This window comes from Pseudomonas sp. FW305-7, from assembly GCF_058786735.1.
On record NZ_JBYSZA010000002.1, the window covers coordinates 111,680 to 126,966 of the forward strand.

A 15,287-nucleotide genomic window follows, 5' to 3' on the forward strand; every position below is an offset into this window, starting at 1 on the left:
ATTGGTAGCCAGTCATGTCTCTCGAAATCGTAATTCTCGCGGCCGGCCAAGGCACTCGCATGCGTTCGGCGCTTCCGAAGGTTCTGCATCCGATTGCCGGTAATTCCATGTTGGGCCATGTTATCCACAGCGCCCGGCAACTTGATCCACAACGCATCCACGTGGTCATTGGCCACGGTGCCGATGTGGTGCGTGAGCGTCTGGCCGCAGACGATCTGAATTTCGTCCTGCAGGACAAGCAATTGGGCACCGGTCACGCGACCGCCCAGGCGGTGCCGTTCATTACCGCAGACACCGTGCTGATCCTTTACGGTGACGTACCGTTGATCGAAGTCGAAACCCTGCAACGTTTGCTCAAGCATGTCGTCCCGGGCCAGATGGGCCTGCTGACGGTCGAGCTGGATGATCCGACCGGCTATGGCCGAATCGTGCGGGATGCCGACGGCAAGGTCGCGGCTATCGTCGAGCACAAAGACGCCAGCGAAGCACAGCGCGCAATCACCGAAGGCAACACCGGCATCCTCGCCGTGCCGGCCAATCGCCTGGCCGACTGGATGAGCCGCTTGTCGAACAACAATGCCCAGGGCGAGTATTACCTGACCGACGTGATCGAGATGGCGGTCAGCGATGGTCTGGTCGTGGCCACTGAACAGCCGCACGATCCGATGGAGGTGCAGGGCGCCAACGACCGCAAACAGCTATCGGAACTGGAGCGGCATTACCAGTTGCGTGCTGGCCGTCGTCTGATGGCGCAGGGCGTGACCCTGCGTGACCCGGCGCGTTTCGATGTACGGGGTGAAGTAACTGTTGGTCGCGATGTGCTGATCGATATCAACGTGATCCTCGAAGGCAACGTAGTCATTGAAGACGACGTGGTGATCGGCCCGAACTGCGTGATCAAGGACAGCACCCTGCGCAAAGGCGTGGTGATCAAGGCCAACTCTCATATCGAAGGCGCGGTGCTGGGTGAGGGCAGTGATGCCGGTCCGTTCGCTCGCCTGCGTCCGGGCACCGTGCTGGAAGCGCGCGCCCATGTGGGTAACTTTGTTGAACTGAAAAACGCCCACATGGGCGAGGGCGCGAAGGCTGGTCACCTGACCTATTTGGGCGATGCCGAAATTGGTGCACGTACCAACATTGGCGCCGGCACCATCACTTGCAACTACGATGGCGCCAACAAGTGGAAAACCGTGTTGGGAGCGGACGTGTTCATTGGCTCCAATAACTCGTTGGTAGCCCCTGTGGATATCTCTGACGGTGCAACCACTGCTGCCGGATCGACCATTACGCAGAATGTGGATAACGCGCAATTGGCCGTCGGTCGTGCGCGGCAGAAGAACATCGATGGCTGGAAACGGCCGGAGAAGATCAAAAAGAACTGAGTTATACACAGACCGTTCGATGGCTATCGCGGGCAAACCCGCTCCCACAGGACTCGCGTTGAAGCAAAGGTCTTCAATGCACAGCGAATCCATGTGGGAGCGGGCTTGCCCGCGATGCTTTTATCCACAGAATATTTTTCCAGCATCCGCTTGACGATTTATTGCTGATAGGTTTTGATTGCTTCCGTTATCTTTCGAATCGAAACTTAAGCCGCCATGTCGAAACGTAATACACCTCAGCGCCGCCACAACATTCTCGCCTTGCTCAACGAGCAGGGCGAAGTCAGTGTGGATGAATTGGCCAAGCGTTTCGAAACCTCCGAAGTTACGATTCGCAAGGATCTCGCCGCGCTTGAGAGTCATGGACTGCTGCTGCGCCGTTACGGCGGGGCGATCACCATGCCTCAGGAACTGGTCGCCGAAACCGCCCAGACCGTTTCCAAATACAAACAAGCAATCGCTCGCGCAGCGGTGAAGCGCATCCGTGAGCACGCGCGCATCATCATCGACAGCGGCAGCACCACCGCCGCGATGATCCCCGAGCTCGGCCAGCAGCCGGGTCTGGTGGTGATGACCAACTCCCTGCACGTCGCCAACGCCTTGAGCGAACTCGAGCACGAGCCGGTGCTGTTGATGACCGGTGGCACCTGGGATCCGCATTCGGAATCCTTTCAGGGCCAGGTCGCCGAGCAAGTACTACGCTCTTACGACTTCGATCAATTGTTTATCGGCGCCGATGGCATCGACCTGTTGCGCGGTACCACCACGTTCAACGAATTGCTCGGCCTGAGCCGGGTCATGGCTGAAGTGGCGCGTGAAGTCATCGTCATGGTCGAGGCCGACAAGATCGGTCGCAAGATTCCCAACCTGGAGCTGCCATGGAGCAGCGTCCATACCCTAATTACCGATGATCGCCTGTCTCTAGAAGCGCGCGATCAGATTCAGGCCCGCGGTATCACCGTGATTTGCGCGGCTGTCAGTCAGGAGAAATAAGCATGTGTGGAATTGTCGGCGCAGTTGCTGAACGTAATATCACCGCCATCCTGCTCGAAGGCCTCAAGCGCCTTGAGTACCGCGGCTATGACAGCGCCGGTGTGGCGGTCTACACCAACGACGAAACCCTCGAGCGCATGCGCCGCCCGGGCAAAGTCAGTGAATTGGAAAACGCGTTGGCCGAGCACCCGCTGGTCGGCCGTCTCGGTATTGCCCACACCCGTTGGGCCACCCACGGCGCACCCTGCGAGCGCAACGCCCACCCGCATTTCTCCGGCGATATCGCGGTGGTGCACAACGGCATCATCGAAAACCATGAAGCCCTGCGTGAACAGCTGAAAGCCCTGGGTTACGTGTTCACCTCGGACACCGATACCGAAGTCATCGCGCACTTGCTCAGCCACAAACTCAAAGACCAGCCAGACCTGACCGTTGCCCTTAAGGCAACCGTCAAGGAACTGCATGGCGCTTACGGTCTGGCGGTGATCAATGCCGCGCAGCCTGATCGACTAGTGGCTGCGCGCAGTGGCAGCCCACTGGTGATCGGTCTGGGTCTGGGTGAAAACTTCCTCGCCTCCGACCAACTGGCCCTGCGTCAGGTAACTGACCGTTTCATGTACCTCGAAGAAGGCGATATCGCCGAAATTCGCCGCGATAACGTGCAGATCTGGGATATCGACGGCAACGCCGTCGAGCGCCAGACCGTGCAGTACACCGATGGTGCCGAAGCGGCCGACAAAGGTGAGTTCCGCCACTACATGCTCAAGGAAATCCATGAGCAGCCAGCGGTGGTGCAACGCACCCTTGAAGGTCGCCTGAGTAACGATCAAGTGCTGGTTCAGGCATTCGGCCCACAAGCGGCCGAGCTGTTCGCCAAAGTGCGCAACGTCCAGATCGTTGCCTGTGGCACCAGCTACCACGCCGGCATGGTCGCTCGTTACTGGCTGGAAGAACTGGCCGGCATCCCGTGCCAGGTCGAAGTTGCCAGCGAGTTCCGCTACCGCAAAGTGGTAGTACAGCCGGACACCCTGTTCGTGACCATCTCGCAGTCTGGTGAAACTGCCGATACCCTGGCAGCGCTGCGCAACGCCAAGGAGTTGGGCTTCCTCGCCAGTCTGGCGATCTGCAACGTCGGCATCAGCTCGCTGGTGCGTGAATCCGACCTGACCCTGTTGACCCAGGCCGGCCGCGAAATCGGTGTAGCCTCGACCAAAGCCTTCACCACGCAATTGGTCGGTTTGCTGCTGCTGACCCTGTCGCTCGGACAAGTGCGCGGTACCTTGGCCAAAGGCGTCGAAGCCACTCTGGTCGAAGAACTGCGTCGCCTGCCAACCCGCCTCGGCGAAGCGCTGGCCATGGACAGCACTGTGGAAAAAATCGCCGAGTTGTTCGCCGAGAAAAACCACACCCTGTTCCTCGGCCGTGGCGCGCAATTCCCGGTGGCCATGGAAGGTGCCTTGAAGCTCAAGGAAATCTCCTATATCCACGCCGAAGCCTATCCGGCCGGTGAGCTGAAACACGGCCCGCTGGCACTTGTGGATAACGACATGCCGGTGGTTACGGTGGCGCCGAACAACGAACTGCTGGAGAAGCTCAAATCCAACCTGCAGGAAGTCCGTGCCCGTGGCGGTGAACTGATCGTATTCGCCGACGAGAAAGCCGGGATGACCAACGGCGAAGGCACCCACGTCGTGCAGATGCCGCACATCCACGACATCCTCTCGCCGATTCTCTACACAATCCCGCTGCAACTGCTGTCGTACTACGTTGCGGTGCTCAAAGGGACGGATGTGGATCAGCCGCGTAACCTGGCGAAGTCGGTGACGGTGGAATAAGTTATCCACAGTTGATCGACGCACAAAATAATCGCAGCTTCGGCTGCGATTTTTGTATCTGACTCGAGGGCCTCCATGGACCGCTTCCAGGAAATGCAAATCTTCGCCGCCGTTGCTCAGGAGCAAGGTTTCTCCGCAGCAGCGCGGCGCCTCGGTTTGTCGGCGGCCAGTGTCACTCGGGCGGTGGCGGCGCTGGAGCAGCGGATCGGCACGCATTTGCTGGTGCGGACCACGCGCAGCGTGCACCTCACCGAAGCCGGTCAGCGTTATCTGGAAGACTGTCGCCGAATTCTTGCCGAGGTGCAGGAGGCCGAGGATTCGGCGGCGGGCAGTCATGCCGAGCCGCGGGGGCAATTGACGGTCACGGCGCCGGTGTTGTTCGGTGATTTGTTTGTGACGCCGGTGATGGCGAATTATCTCGCGCAGTATCCGGATGTCACGATCAACGCCGTACTGGTGGATCGGATCGTCAACATGGTCGAGGAGGGCATCGATGTCGCGGTGCGCATCGGTGATCTGCCGGACAGCAATCAGCACGCGATTCGTGTGGGTGAGGTGCGCCGGGTCATTTGCGGCTCGCCGAAATACTTTGCCGAGCGTGGTCGGCCGGTTCATCCCCTCTCGTTGGCGGGAGCGCCAGTGGTGGCGACTTCGGCGATTGGTCAACAACGCAGTTGGCCGTTTCTCGACGGTGGCGAGCCGCTCGGTGTGCGTCCTGAACCGCGTTTGATCGTGACCGCCAATCAGGCTGCGATCACGGCTGCTTGCATGGGCTTGGGTTTGACCCGGGTGTTGTCCTATCAAGTGGCGAGTCAGGTGGCTGCCGGTGAGCTGGAAATCGTCCTCGCAGAATTCGAACTGCCGCCGTTGCCGATTCATGTCGTCTATCAGGGCGGGCGCAAGGCCCCGGCGCGAATCCGCAGCTTTGTCGATTTCACGGTCAACGCGTTGCGCGAACATCCTGCTTTGAAAAATGCTTCGTTATTGCACCCACTGAAATAATTGATTGCGCTTGATGGTGATTCTGCTGTTTTGGCGAACAGAGGAAGATGGCCCTCATTGGCGCTCTCATCCCCGCAGCGGCGCCCCTGTTCAGCGGAGTCGACCATGCAAGCGATCAAACTCTACAACTTTCCACGTTCCGGCCACGCCCACCGTGTCGAGCTGATGTTGTCCCTGCTGCAACTGCCGACCGAGCTGATCCTCGTCGATCTGGCCAAAGGCGAGCACAAACAACCCGCTTACCTCGCAATCAACAGTTTCGGCCAGGTGCCAGCCATTGATGACAATGGCGTGGTGCTCGCCGACTCCAACGCGATTCTGGTGTATCTGGCGCAGAAATATGGCCACGGTCGTTGGCTGCCAACTGATCCGGTCGGTGCCGCACGGGTACAGCGCTGGTTGTCGGCCGCCGCCGGACCGATCGCTTTCGGGCCCGCCGCTGCGCGATTGGTCACGGTGTTTGGTGCACAACTGAACGCGCAAGAGGCGATCACTCGTGCGCACAACCTGCTCAAGGTGATGGACGCCGAGTTAAGCACAACCCGGTATCTGGCCGGCGACGAACCGACCATCGCCGACGTTTCCGCCTACAGTTACATCGCCCACGCGCCGGAGGGCAACGTTTCGCTGGATGACTACGCGAACGTGCGTGCCTGGCTTGCCCGGGTTGAAGCCCTGCCGAATTTTGTCGGCATGCCGCGCACCGTCGCGGGTTTGCAAACCGCAGTCTGATTCCCGCAATCCACACTGTGCCGACGGCGCAGGGGAGAGGTCGTGATGGAACGTTCACCGTGGCACGCTGGCGAGCAACAACTGCAAGCACATGTCGGCGTTGCGGAACGCATGGAGGAATTCGGTCGTAAGGTGATTCGCACCTGGATGCCGGACCAGCACCGCGAGTTCTATCAGCAATTGCCGTTCATGCTCTACGGCGCAGTCGATGCTGAAGGTCGTCCGTGGGCCAGCGTGCTCGAAGGTGCGCCGGGGTTTGCCCATTCACCGGACCCTGAGCATTTGCACTTCGCCACGCTCCCCGCCGCCGATGATCCGGCGCTGTTGCGCAACGGCGAGCCTATCGGTCTGCTCGGCATCGAACTGCACACCCGTCGGCGCAATCGCCTCAACGGGCATGTCGGCGATTTGAATGGCGGCGGTTTCACCCTGAGCGTCGATCAGGCGTTCGGCAACTGTCCGCAGTACATTCAGCTTCGGCAGTTTCAGCGGGTACCGCTCAGCGATCCGCAGACGCGTCCATCTCAGCATCTCGACAGGCTCGACGACGCGGCCACAGCCCTGATTGCAGGCGCCGACACGTTCTTCGTAGCCAGTTACGTGGATGTCGAAGGCCAGCGTTCGGTGGATGTTTCCCATCGGGGCGGTCAGCCCGGTTTTGTCCGGGTGGAGGGCAATCGTCTGACCATTCCGGATTTTGCCGGCAACCTGCACTTCAACACCCTCGGCAATCTGCTGCTCAACCCCAAGGCCGGCCTGCTGTTCATCGACTTTTCCACAGGCGATCTGCTGCAACTCAGCGGGCGTACCGAGATTATTCTGGAAGGGCCGCAGATCGAGGCGTTTCAGGGCGCGGAACGGTTGTGGACATTCGAGGTGGAAAAACTGGTGCGCCGCCCGGCAGCACTGGCCTTGCGCTGGCGTTTCGACGGCATGTCGCCGACCAGTCTGTTGACCGGTAACTGGGCCGAGGCCGATGCGCGTTTGCAGGCACAGGCGTTGGGCAATCGCTGGCGGCCGCTGCGGGTGGCGAAGATCGACATGGAAAGTCGCCACATCCGTTCGATCTATCTGGAGCCGGACGACGGTGCTGGTTTACCGGTGTTTCAGGCTGGCCAGCACTTGCCCCTGCGTTTCACCCTCGATGGCGAGGTACACATTCGCACCTACAGCCTGTCGAGTGCGCCGTCGGACGGTTTTTACCGCATCAGCGTGAAGCGCGAAGGGCGGATTTCCACGCACTTGCATGAGCAGATTCGTGTCGGCGATGTCCTCGAAGCACGAGCGCCGCAGGGGCATTTCACCGTGGCGCCACTGGAGCGTCGGCCGTTGGTGCTGCTGGCCGCCGGGGTCGGCATCACACCGTTGCTGTCGATGTTGCGCGAGGTGGTGTATCAAGGCCTGCGCACTCGGCGGATTCGTCCGACGTGGCTGGTTCAGAGTTCACGCAGCCTCGCCGAGCAGCCGTTTCGCCAAGAGCTGGATCGTTTGCTGGAAGAGGCGGGTGATGCCGTGCGGGTCTTGCGTCTTCTGAGTCAGCCGGAAGTGGATGCACACCAAGGCGAGGATTTTGATCTGCAGGGGCGCATCGACGCTGACCTGTTGAGAAATCTGCTGGAGGTTGAGGATTACGATCAGATCGATTTCGTCCTCTGCGGCCCCGGCGGTTTTACCCAAGGGCTTTACGACAGCTTGCGCGAGCTGGACGTCAGCGATCGGCAGATCCACGCGGAAACTTTTGGCCCGTCGACCCTCAAGCGTCGACTCGATCCTGACGCCAATGTGCTCGAGCAGCCGCCCGCTGCCACCACGTCTGTGCCGGTGGTTTTCGAACGCTCGGCGAAAGAGGCGCGTTGGCAACCGGACGGCGGCAGTCTGCTGGAGTTGGCGGAAAGTCGCGGCTTGCGCCCGGAGTTCAGTTGCCGGGGTGGTTCCTGCGGAACCTGCAAGACCCGTCTGGTCAGCGGTGCGGTGAACTATCCACAGGTGCCGGCCGAGGTGCCGGAAGCCGGGCATGTGCTGATTTGCTGTGCGGTGCCAGCCCAAAGCGACCAAACGCTGGTGCTGGACCTATAAACTGCCGATCTCCATTCGGCACCAAAACCCTGTGGGAGCGGGCTTGCCCGCGATGGCGTCGGTAAATCCAACATCTATCTCGGCCGACATACTGCAATCGCGGGCAAGCCTGCTCCCACACGGACAGTGGTGGACAGGGGTCAGGCGTAGGAGAGGGATTTTTCCTCCAGCAATTCCTGGTACAGCTCCGTCCACTTGCGGCCCATTTCATCGGCTGTGAATAACTGCCGATAGCGCGCCTCGGCCTTTACCCCCATCTCTGCCGCGCGCAGCGGGTTTTCCCACAAGGTGCGCATGGCTTCGCGGAACGCTTGTGGATTACTCGGTGGCACCACCAGCCCGGTTTCGTTGTGGATATTGATGTAGCTGGTTCCGGTGCCGATTTCGCTGGAGATCATCGGTTTGCCGTACATCGCGCCTTCAAGCAGGGAGATACCGAACGCTTCGGAACGCAGGTGGGACGGGAACACAATGGCGTAGCTCAGTTGCAGCAGCGCCACTTTGTCTTCATCGCCCAAACGTCCGAGGAAATGAATATTGCGCAGCCCCAACGCCGAAGCCTGGGCATGCAGTTCCCGTTCAAGCGGACCGGCGCCGACGATGACCACCGGGTAATCAACATCCTTCAGTGCATCGAGCAGGATGTGCAGGCCTTTGTAGTAGCGCATCACCCCGACAAACAGGAAAAACTTATCCCCAAGCTGCTGGCGCCAGCGGTTCATCCGCTCGGTGTCCGCCTGTGGATAACCTGATTTGTTCAAGCCGTAGGGAATGACCCGGGTCTTGTTCTGGAATTGCTGCAATACATCGCTGGTGTGCAGGTAATTGGGTGAGGCGGCGACGATGCGGTCGGCGCTGGCGAGAAAGCGATTCATCAGCGGCCGATAGAGTTTGAGCAGGTGTTTCTGGCGAATGATGTCGGAGTGGTAGGTCACCACGCTTGGCTTGTTCATGCCACTGGCGAAATGCACCAGATCCATGAACGGCCAAGGGAAGTGGTAATTGACCACATCGGCTGCAGCGGCCAACTCGCGAAACTGTTTGAACACGCTCCAGGAAAATCCGGTGGAGGCGAACTGGATGTCGAGTTTCGCCCGGTGCACTTCGTGTTGCCCCAGTTGCACGACGGCGGGCGTCGGGTCGGCGCTGAGGGTCAGCACCTGACCGTCGATGCCGTGCTGGGCGCCGCTTTCGCACAGTTGGAAGATCACTTGTTCGATGCCGCCGACCGAATCAGGCAGGTACGTCTTGAAAAAATGAAGAACGCGCATTCAACCTCCCATGGCCTGTCGGTAGGCACCGGCCGTGGCCTGTGCACAACGCTTCCAGGAAAAAAATCGTGCCTGCTGCAATCCGGCTTCGCGGCATGCCTGCCAGTGCGTCTGATCGTCGATCAGGCGAGTCATCACATCGCGCAAGCCGTGCGCATCGTCAGCGTCAATATAGTTGCCAGCGGCCCCCGCCACTTCCGGCATGGCCGAAGAGCGTGTGGTCACTACCGGTGTGCCGCTGGCCATCGCCTCCAGTACCGGCAGGCCGAAGCCTTCGTACAGCGAAGGAAAAATCAGTGCCCGGGCGCCAGCGAGCAATTGCGCCACATGCTCGTCGGGCAGATAACCGAGCAGGCACACATGGCCGCTGGCCAGTGCCTGGCGCAACGGTTCACTGAACTGCTCACGCTGCCAACCGGCCATGCCGACGATCAGCAACGGAAAGCGCTCGCGCACGGCTTCCGGCAGCAAGGCATGGGCGCGCAAAGCCAGACTCAGGTTCTTGCGCGGCTCCAGCGTACCGACACACAGGAAATATTCCCGCGCCGTCACTGCGTGGGCCTTGAGCACCTCATCGATGGTGTGGGTTTTGCGCGGACGAAACCGTTCGGCGACACCCAATGGCGCCACGACGAAGCGCTCGGCGGGCAGCCCGAAATGTGCTTGAGCTTCGTCGGCAATCGCCTGCGAGTCCGTCAGGATCAGACGCGCCTGCTGTACCCCGACGGCCAATCGCCGCTCGATTTCCTTGAGCCGTGCCGGTGGCTGAGTCTCGGGAAAATGCAGGTGGGTCAGATCGTGCAGGGTGATCACGGTCGGGCCGTCAAAGGCCAGTGGCCACAGGCTCGGCTCGTGATACAGATCGATGCCCCGCGCGCGGCCCTGATCGAAGCGTTTCTGTTCCAGCCAACGGCGTGCCTGGTAAGCCCCGGGAATCTGCCGCAGCAGTGGCGTCAAACGCGAATAACCGGGCATGGCCGCTTCTGGCAACGCCGAACTCCAGCCCCAGCCGTGAAACAGATTTACTTCAACATCAGGTTCGTTGTGCAGGGCGTTGACCAGCTCAGCGACGTAGTGGCCGATGCCAGTGCGCGGCGCCTGGAGAATCCGCGCGTTAAGAGCAATGCGCATGCTGACTCTGCGGGCCGACCGCTGCGGGGTTCACATTGCGCTCGATGCGCTCGACCAGCTGCGCACTCGCTTCGCGCCAGCTCAACCAGCGCCATTGGTCCAGGCTGAGAGGGGCAGGAAATACCTCGCTGCGCTCCATGCCGGTGACCAGATCGGTCAGGCTCTGCGGGTTGGCCAAATCGAAGTAGGCCATGTAGTCGCCGCCGATTTCGCGGAACACCGGAATGTCACTGCCCATCGCCGGCAAGCCGCGCTGCATCGCTTCCACCAGCGGCAGGCCGAAACCTTCGACGTGGGACGGGAACACCAGCGCCGTCGCGTGGGAGTAAGCGTGTTCGAGGCTTCTGTCCGACAGCGAGTTGTACATGAACAAGCGCCGGTTCAATTCGGGATGCTGGCGGATGCGCTCGATCAACGCCTCGCACTTCCAGCCGATCTTGCCGACGATGCATAACCGCGCTTTCGACCCCGCAGCCCAGGCGCGCTCGAACGCATCCAGCAGATAAGCATGATTCTTGCGCGGCTCGATGGTGCTGACCATGAGGAATACCGGATCCGCCGTTTTGAACAGACGTAACAAGCCGCGATCGACCTCGGCGTCGGGGTCGCTCAGATCCAGCTCTGAACCGAGGTGGAAGTGATCGAACCAGCGTTGCGCGACCTGTTGCGGGCCGATGCGCCGCAGCATTTCCTCGCGCACCTGATCGCGGATAGTGGTCGAGATCGCCACGTAGCCATCGGCCGTGCGGGCGATCCAGTCGAACCAGTGGTTGAATACCTTGACCAGCCCGGCATCGCAGAACTGCGGATGGGTCAGCGGGATCAAGTCGTAGATCACCGAAACGATACCGACCCCTTCACGCTTGAGTTGCTCGGCCAAAGGGAAAAAGTTGGCGTGCCAGGACGAGTCGAGCAGCACCAGTTGATCACCGGCCCGATGCTGCAACGGCACGCAGCGTTCGGGGATCTGTTTGCCCTTGAGTGCTCGTCCGAGCAAGCGCATCGGCAGGCTGAAACAGGCGAAGGCGGTGAGCCGGCAACCGACGTACAACACGCGACGAGCGAAGTGCGACTGAGTGAACGGGCGCCGCCGCTCCAGGGCTCGGTGGCGCAACCAGAAGGCATTGGCCCACTGTTCGAGTTTCACCCGCAGACCGATCAGATCGAGCTTCAGCGATTTCAGCGGGGCCAGACTCTTAACCTGATACAGGCCACCGTCGATCATCACCACCGGAATACATTCAAGGTGCTCGTCGGCTGCGGGCAGTTGCTGGATGACGTTGCGCACCACACGCTGGATACCCGAATTGGCGCTGGGGTGTTCAAAGACGTAAGTGCATTCCACCAACAGTCGCGTCATTTCGAGATCTCTCTGTCGGGCAGGGGCGCGAGGTGTCCCCCGGAACGGCTGATTTCAGTTTGCGCTTGCAGCCAGGCGCAACCGACAAAGTCTTCCTGACGGTTGTTGATGACGTGGAAGATCAAACCGAAGTCGCGCCATTCGAAGTTGCGATCCAGATGCGAATCCAGACGCGACAGGCTCAGTGCGACCGAATAACTGCCCTTGCCCAGGCGCATGTCAAAAGCGAAGCGGAAGGTCACGCGCTCGCCGGCACTCAGATCGATGACCGGTTTATCGAGGCGATGGGTGTTGATGCCGTAAATCGCCTGACCCAGACGATCCTTGATCATGAAGCCGAGAATCAGCCGTTCGATGTCTTTGCGCACTTCGGTCTGTACTTCCAGCACCACAGGCTGGCCGACCTCCGCGACTTCGAGGCTGCGGCCCTGGGCATCGAGCAGGCGGACACTGACGATCCCCGCTTCCCCGGTGCCGGAAATGGTTTGCACCTGCCCATTGGCCAGCATCTCCTGACGCACGATCTGGCCTTCGCGCTGGGCGAGCATGGCGTTGTAGTAGTCCATGACTTCTTCGGGTTTGCCGCGCATCGCCAGACGCCCGTTTTCCAGCAGGATCGCGGTGTCGCAGATCGACTGGATGGCCGAGCGGTCGTGGGAGACGATCAGCAGGGTGGTCCCGGCCTTGCGGAAGCTGCGGATGCGTTCGAAGCTTTTGTGCTGGAAATAGGCGTCGCCCACCGACAACGCTTCGTCGACGATCAGGATATCCGGGCGGCGCGCGGTGGCGACACTGAACGCCAGGCGCATCTGCATGCCACTGGAATAGGTGCGCACCGGCTGATCAATAGCCTCGCCGATCTCGGCAAAACTTTCGATCTGCGGCATCAGCGCCTCGATCTCTTCTACCTGCATGCCCAATAACTGGCCGGCCATGAACGCGTTCTGGCGACCGGTAAAGTCAGGATGAAAGCCCATGCCCAGTTCCAGCAGGGCAGCGACTCGACCTTGCAGTTGAATCTGGCCGCGAGTCGGTTGGGTGGTGCCGGTGATCATCTTCAGCAACGTGCTTTTGCCCGCGCCGTTGACGCCGACGATGCCCACGGCTTCGCCCGCTTGAATCTCGAAATCGATGTCCTGCAAGACCCAGTGCAAGTGATGCCTGGGCCGGGAAAACGGCACCATCCATTCGAGCAGGCGGCTCCAGCGATTGGGGTACTGCTTGTAGGCCTTGGCCAGGCCACTGACACGTATGTTCCCCATCAGAGTTCGTCCACCATTTCACCGATACGTTGGCGGAACAGGCGCAGCGCCATGGCGCAGAACAGCAGGCCGATGATCAGCAGCGGCACCAGCGACGGCCAGTTCGGCCACTGGTTATAGAGGAACACGTTCTGGTAACTGGTCATCAGCGCCGTCATCGGGTTGAGGCTGATCAGGTGCTGGATGCCTGGCGGCAGAATCGACAGCGGGTACACGATCGGTGTCAGCCAGAACCAGAATTGCAGGCAGATACCGAACATCTGCCCGACATCGCGGAAGAACACGTTGAGGATGCCGAGGATCATCCCCAGTCCGGCGGCAAAGATCACTTGCACGATCAGCAGTGGTATCAGCGCCAGCAACGCCATGCCGGGCATACGCCCGCTGATCAGTAGAAAACCGAAAAACAGCGCGAGGATGATCGCGAAGTTGATCCCGGCATTGAACAACGCAATCACCGGCAGGCAGATACGCGGGAAGCTGATTTTCTTCAGCAGGTTGGCGTTTTCCAGAAACATGCTCTGGCTGCGCGAGGTGATTTCCGCAAACAGCCCCCAGGTCAGCAGGCCCGCACACAGGTACACGCTGTAGGCCAGACCGTCATCCACACCTGGCAGGCGTGCACGCATGATCTGGGAAAAGATCACCGTGTACACGACGATCATCGACAACGGATTGAGCACGGTCCACAGCGCGCCGAACAGCGAATTGCGATAACGCGCCTGAAACTCCCGCTTGACGCTACCGAGGATGAATCCACGGTAGCTGCGCAGCGAGCGGTACAAGGAAAGCAGCATTCAGGCCGTCCTGCCGTAATCGTCTTCGAAGCGCACGATGTCGTCTTCACCCAGGTATTCGCCGCTCTGCACTTCGATGATCACCAGATCGATGACGCCGGGGTTTTCCAGGCGATGCCGGTGTCCGGCGGCAATGAACGTCGATTCGTTCTTGGCCACCAGATGCGTGCCGGCGCCGTTGTTGGTGACCTTGGCCATGCCTTCGACCACCACCCAGTGTTCGTTGCGGTGATGGTGCATCTGCAGGGACAACTTGCCGCCGGGCTTGACCACGATGCGCTTGATCTTGAAGCGCGGGCCTTCCTCCAGCACGGTGTAGGTGCCCCACGGACGGCTGACCGTACGATGCAGGCGATAGGCTTCGTGGGATTTGTCCTTGAGCTGTTTGGCCACCCGCCGCACATCCTGTGCGCGGTCGGCGTGGGCCACCAGCACGGCGTCGGCGGTGTCGACGATAATCAGGTTATCGACACCGACAGCGGCGACCAGGCGGCCTTCGCTCTGGACGAAGTTGTCGTGGCTGTCGATGAAAATCGCTTCACCGCTGGCGCGGTTGTTGTCGGCATCCGCCGGCACCAGCGCGGCCACCGCGCCCCATGAGCCGATATCGCTCCAGTCGAAACCGGCGGGCACTACCACGACTTTTTCCGAACGCTCCATCAGCGCGTAGTCGATGGAGATGTCAGTGATCTCGGCGAACAGCGCCGGCGACAGTTCCTGTTGCAGGCAGCCGACGGTTTCCACCGGAGCGCTGGCGGCCATGCACGCGCGGGTCTGTTCCAGCAACTCAGGTGCATGCAATTGCAGTTCGGCGATCACGGTGGCGGTGGTGAAGCAGAACATCCCCGAGTTCCACAGGAAGTTACCGCTCTCCAGATAGTGTGTGGCGGTGTCCAGGTCGGGTTTTTCCACAAAGCGCTGCACTTTCGCTGCGCCTTTGGCGTCCAGTGGCGCACCGGTCTCGATATAGCCGAAGCCGGTTTCCGGGGCGGTCGGCAGCACGCCGAACGTCACCAGATAACCGTCCTTCGCCAGATTGACGGCGTGCTCGACCGCTGTTTTCAGTGCGTTCTGATTAACGATCAAATGGTCGGCCGGCATCACCACCATGATCGCGTCGTCGCCGTGCAGCGCTTGCAGCGACAGCGCGGCGGCGGCGATGGCCGGGGCGGTGTTGCGCCCGGTCGGCTCCAGCAGGAAGTGCCCGCGATGGCGCGATACGTGGGCAGCGCAATAGTGATCCTTGCTCTGGAAGTAATACTCGCGGTTGGTCACCGTGACGATGTCGCCCCAGCCGTCCAGCAATGCGGCGGCACGCTGATAGGTCTTGCCCAGCAGCGACTGGCCGTCGGGCAGGGTCATGAACGGCTTGGGATGGCCCTCGCGGGACACCGGCCACAAACGGGTGCCGGCACCGCCGGACAGAATCACGGGGATCAGCATGGC

General features: G+C 60.7%; 12 protein-coding genes. 6 read left to right on the forward strand and 6 right to left on the reverse strand.

Annotated elements, in window-relative coordinates; all coding sequences use genetic code 11:
- The first annotated feature begins 14 nt into the window (after window positions 1–14).
- The 6 genes from glmU to AC3WMT_RS03615 all read left to right on the forward strand — a co-directional run bounded on the left by glmU (window position 15) and on the right by AC3WMT_RS03615 (window position 8,020).
- On the forward strand, window positions 15–1,382 hold the full coding sequence (gene glmU / locus AC3WMT_RS03590; RefSeq protein WP_103302849.1) for a bifunctional UDP-N-acetylglucosamine diphosphorylase/glucosamine-1-phosphate N-acetyltransferase GlmU: 1,368 nt from the start codon (window positions 15–17) through the stop codon (window positions 1,380–1,382).
- 216 nt (window positions 1,383–1,598) lie between these two features.
- Window positions 1,599–2,375 carry a DeoR/GlpR family DNA-binding transcription regulator gene (locus AC3WMT_RS03595; RefSeq protein ID WP_103302848.1) on the forward strand — a complete coding sequence of 259 codons (777 nt, stop codon included), beginning with the start codon at window positions 1,599–1,601 and terminating at the stop codon, window positions 2,373–2,375.
- Window positions 2,376–2,377: 2 nt separating this feature from the next.
- On the forward strand, window positions 2,378–4,210 hold the full coding sequence (gene glmS, locus AC3WMT_RS03600; protein WP_103302846.1) for a glutamine--fructose-6-phosphate transaminase (isomerizing): 1,833 nt from the start codon (window positions 2,378–2,380) through the stop codon (window positions 4,208–4,210).
- Between the two features lie 75 nt (window positions 4,211–4,285).
- On the forward strand, window positions 4,286–5,212 hold the full coding sequence (locus AC3WMT_RS03605; RefSeq protein ID WP_103302844.1) for a LysR family transcriptional regulator: 927 nt from the start codon (window positions 4,286–4,288) through the stop codon (window positions 5,210–5,212).
- Window positions 5,213–5,317: 105 nt separating this feature from the next.
- Complete coding sequence (locus AC3WMT_RS03610; RefSeq protein ID WP_103302842.1) at window positions 5,318–5,944, forward strand: glutathione S-transferase family protein; 627 nt, start codon at window positions 5,318–5,320, stop codon at window positions 5,942–5,944.
- Between the two features lie 45 nt (window positions 5,945–5,989).
- Entirely contained in the window at window positions 5,990–8,020 is a 2,031-nt protein-coding gene (locus tag AC3WMT_RS03615; RefSeq protein ID WP_103302840.1) for a 2Fe-2S iron-sulfur cluster-binding protein, read from the forward strand.
- A gap of 140 nt (window positions 8,021–8,160) precedes the next feature.
- Here the strand turns inward: AC3WMT_RS03615 and AC3WMT_RS03620 are convergent, their stop codons facing one another.
- From AC3WMT_RS03620 to AC3WMT_RS03645, 6 genes are read right to left on the reverse strand one after another with little or no spacing between them, the layout of a single operon-like run.
- A complete protein-coding gene (locus AC3WMT_RS03620) occupies window positions 8,161–9,291 on the reverse strand; it encodes a glycosyltransferase family 4 protein (protein WP_103302838.1) in 1,131 nt (376 codons plus the stop codon).
- Window positions 9,292–10,422, reverse strand: coding sequence for a glycosyltransferase family 4 protein (locus tag AC3WMT_RS03625; protein ID WP_103302837.1), 1,131 nt, complete (start codon window positions 10,420–10,422; stop codon window positions 9,292–9,294).
- On the reverse strand, window positions 10,406–11,782 hold the full coding sequence (locus tag AC3WMT_RS03630; RefSeq protein WP_103302835.1) for a glycosyltransferase family 4 protein: 1,377 nt from the start codon (window positions 11,780–11,782) through the stop codon (window positions 10,406–10,408). Before AC3WMT_RS03630 ends, AC3WMT_RS03625 begins: the two co-directional genes overlap by 17 nt.
- On the reverse strand, window positions 11,779–13,044 hold the full coding sequence (locus AC3WMT_RS03635) for an ABC transporter ATP-binding protein (RefSeq protein WP_103302833.1): 1,266 nt from the start codon (window positions 13,042–13,044) through the stop codon (window positions 11,779–11,781). Before AC3WMT_RS03635 ends, AC3WMT_RS03630 begins: the two co-directional genes overlap by 4 nt.
- Complete coding sequence (locus tag AC3WMT_RS03640) at window positions 13,044–13,841, reverse strand: ABC transporter permease (RefSeq protein WP_103302830.1); 798 nt, start codon at window positions 13,839–13,841, stop codon at window positions 13,044–13,046. Before AC3WMT_RS03640 ends, AC3WMT_RS03635 begins: the two co-directional genes overlap by 1 nt.
- Window positions 13,842–15,284 (reverse strand): mannose-1-phosphate guanylyltransferase/mannose-6-phosphate isomerase, encoded by a 1,443-nt coding sequence (locus AC3WMT_RS03645; protein WP_103302828.1) that lies wholly within the window; start codon window positions 15,282–15,284, stop codon window positions 13,842–13,844.
- Window positions 15,285–15,287: the final 3 nt, after the last annotated feature.

What these genes read in the sequence shown, in the direction of transcription:
- AC3WMT_RS03615 (WP_103302840.1), top strand. Translation starts at nt 5,990, where the DNA reads ATGGAACGTTCACCGTGGCACGCTGGCGAGCAACAACTGCAAGCACAT.
- AC3WMT_RS03645 (WP_103302828.1), bottom strand. Translation starts at nt 15,284, where the DNA reads ATGCTGATCCCCGTGATTCTGTCCGGCGGTGCCGGCACCCGTTTGTGG.
- AC3WMT_RS03640 (WP_103302830.1), bottom strand. Translation starts at nt 13,841, where the DNA reads ATGCTGCTTTCCTTGTACCGCTCGCTGCGCAGCTACCGTGGATTCATC.
- glmS (WP_103302846.1), top strand. Translation starts at nt 2,378, where the DNA reads ATGTGTGGAATTGTCGGCGCAGTTGCTGAACGTAATATCACCGCCATC.
- glmU (WP_103302849.1), top strand. Translation starts at nt 15, where the DNA reads ATGTCTCTCGAAATCGTAATTCTCGCGGCCGGCCAAGGCACTCGCATG.
- AC3WMT_RS03595 (WP_103302848.1), top strand. Translation starts at nt 1,599, where the DNA reads ATGTCGAAACGTAATACACCTCAGCGCCGCCACAACATTCTCGCCTTG.
- AC3WMT_RS03635 (WP_103302833.1), bottom strand. Translation starts at nt 13,044, where the DNA reads ATGGGGAACATACGTGTCAGTGGCCTGGCCAAGGCCTACAAGCAGTAC.
- AC3WMT_RS03605 (WP_103302844.1), top strand. Translation starts at nt 4,286, where the DNA reads ATGGACCGCTTCCAGGAAATGCAAATCTTCGCCGCCGTTGCTCAGGAG.
- AC3WMT_RS03620 (WP_103302838.1), bottom strand. Translation starts at nt 9,291, where the DNA reads ATGCGCGTTCTTCATTTTTTCAAGACGTACCTGCCTGATTCGGTCGGC.
- AC3WMT_RS03610 (WP_103302842.1), top strand. Translation starts at nt 5,318, where the DNA reads ATGCAAGCGATCAAACTCTACAACTTTCCACGTTCCGGCCACGCCCAC.
- AC3WMT_RS03630 (WP_103302835.1), bottom strand. Translation starts at nt 11,782, where the DNA reads ATGACGCGACTGTTGGTGGAATGCACTTACGTCTTTGAACACCCCAGC.
- AC3WMT_RS03625 (WP_103302837.1), bottom strand. Translation starts at nt 10,422, where the DNA reads ATGCGCATTGCTCTTAACGCGCGGATTCTCCAGGCGCCGCGCACTGGC.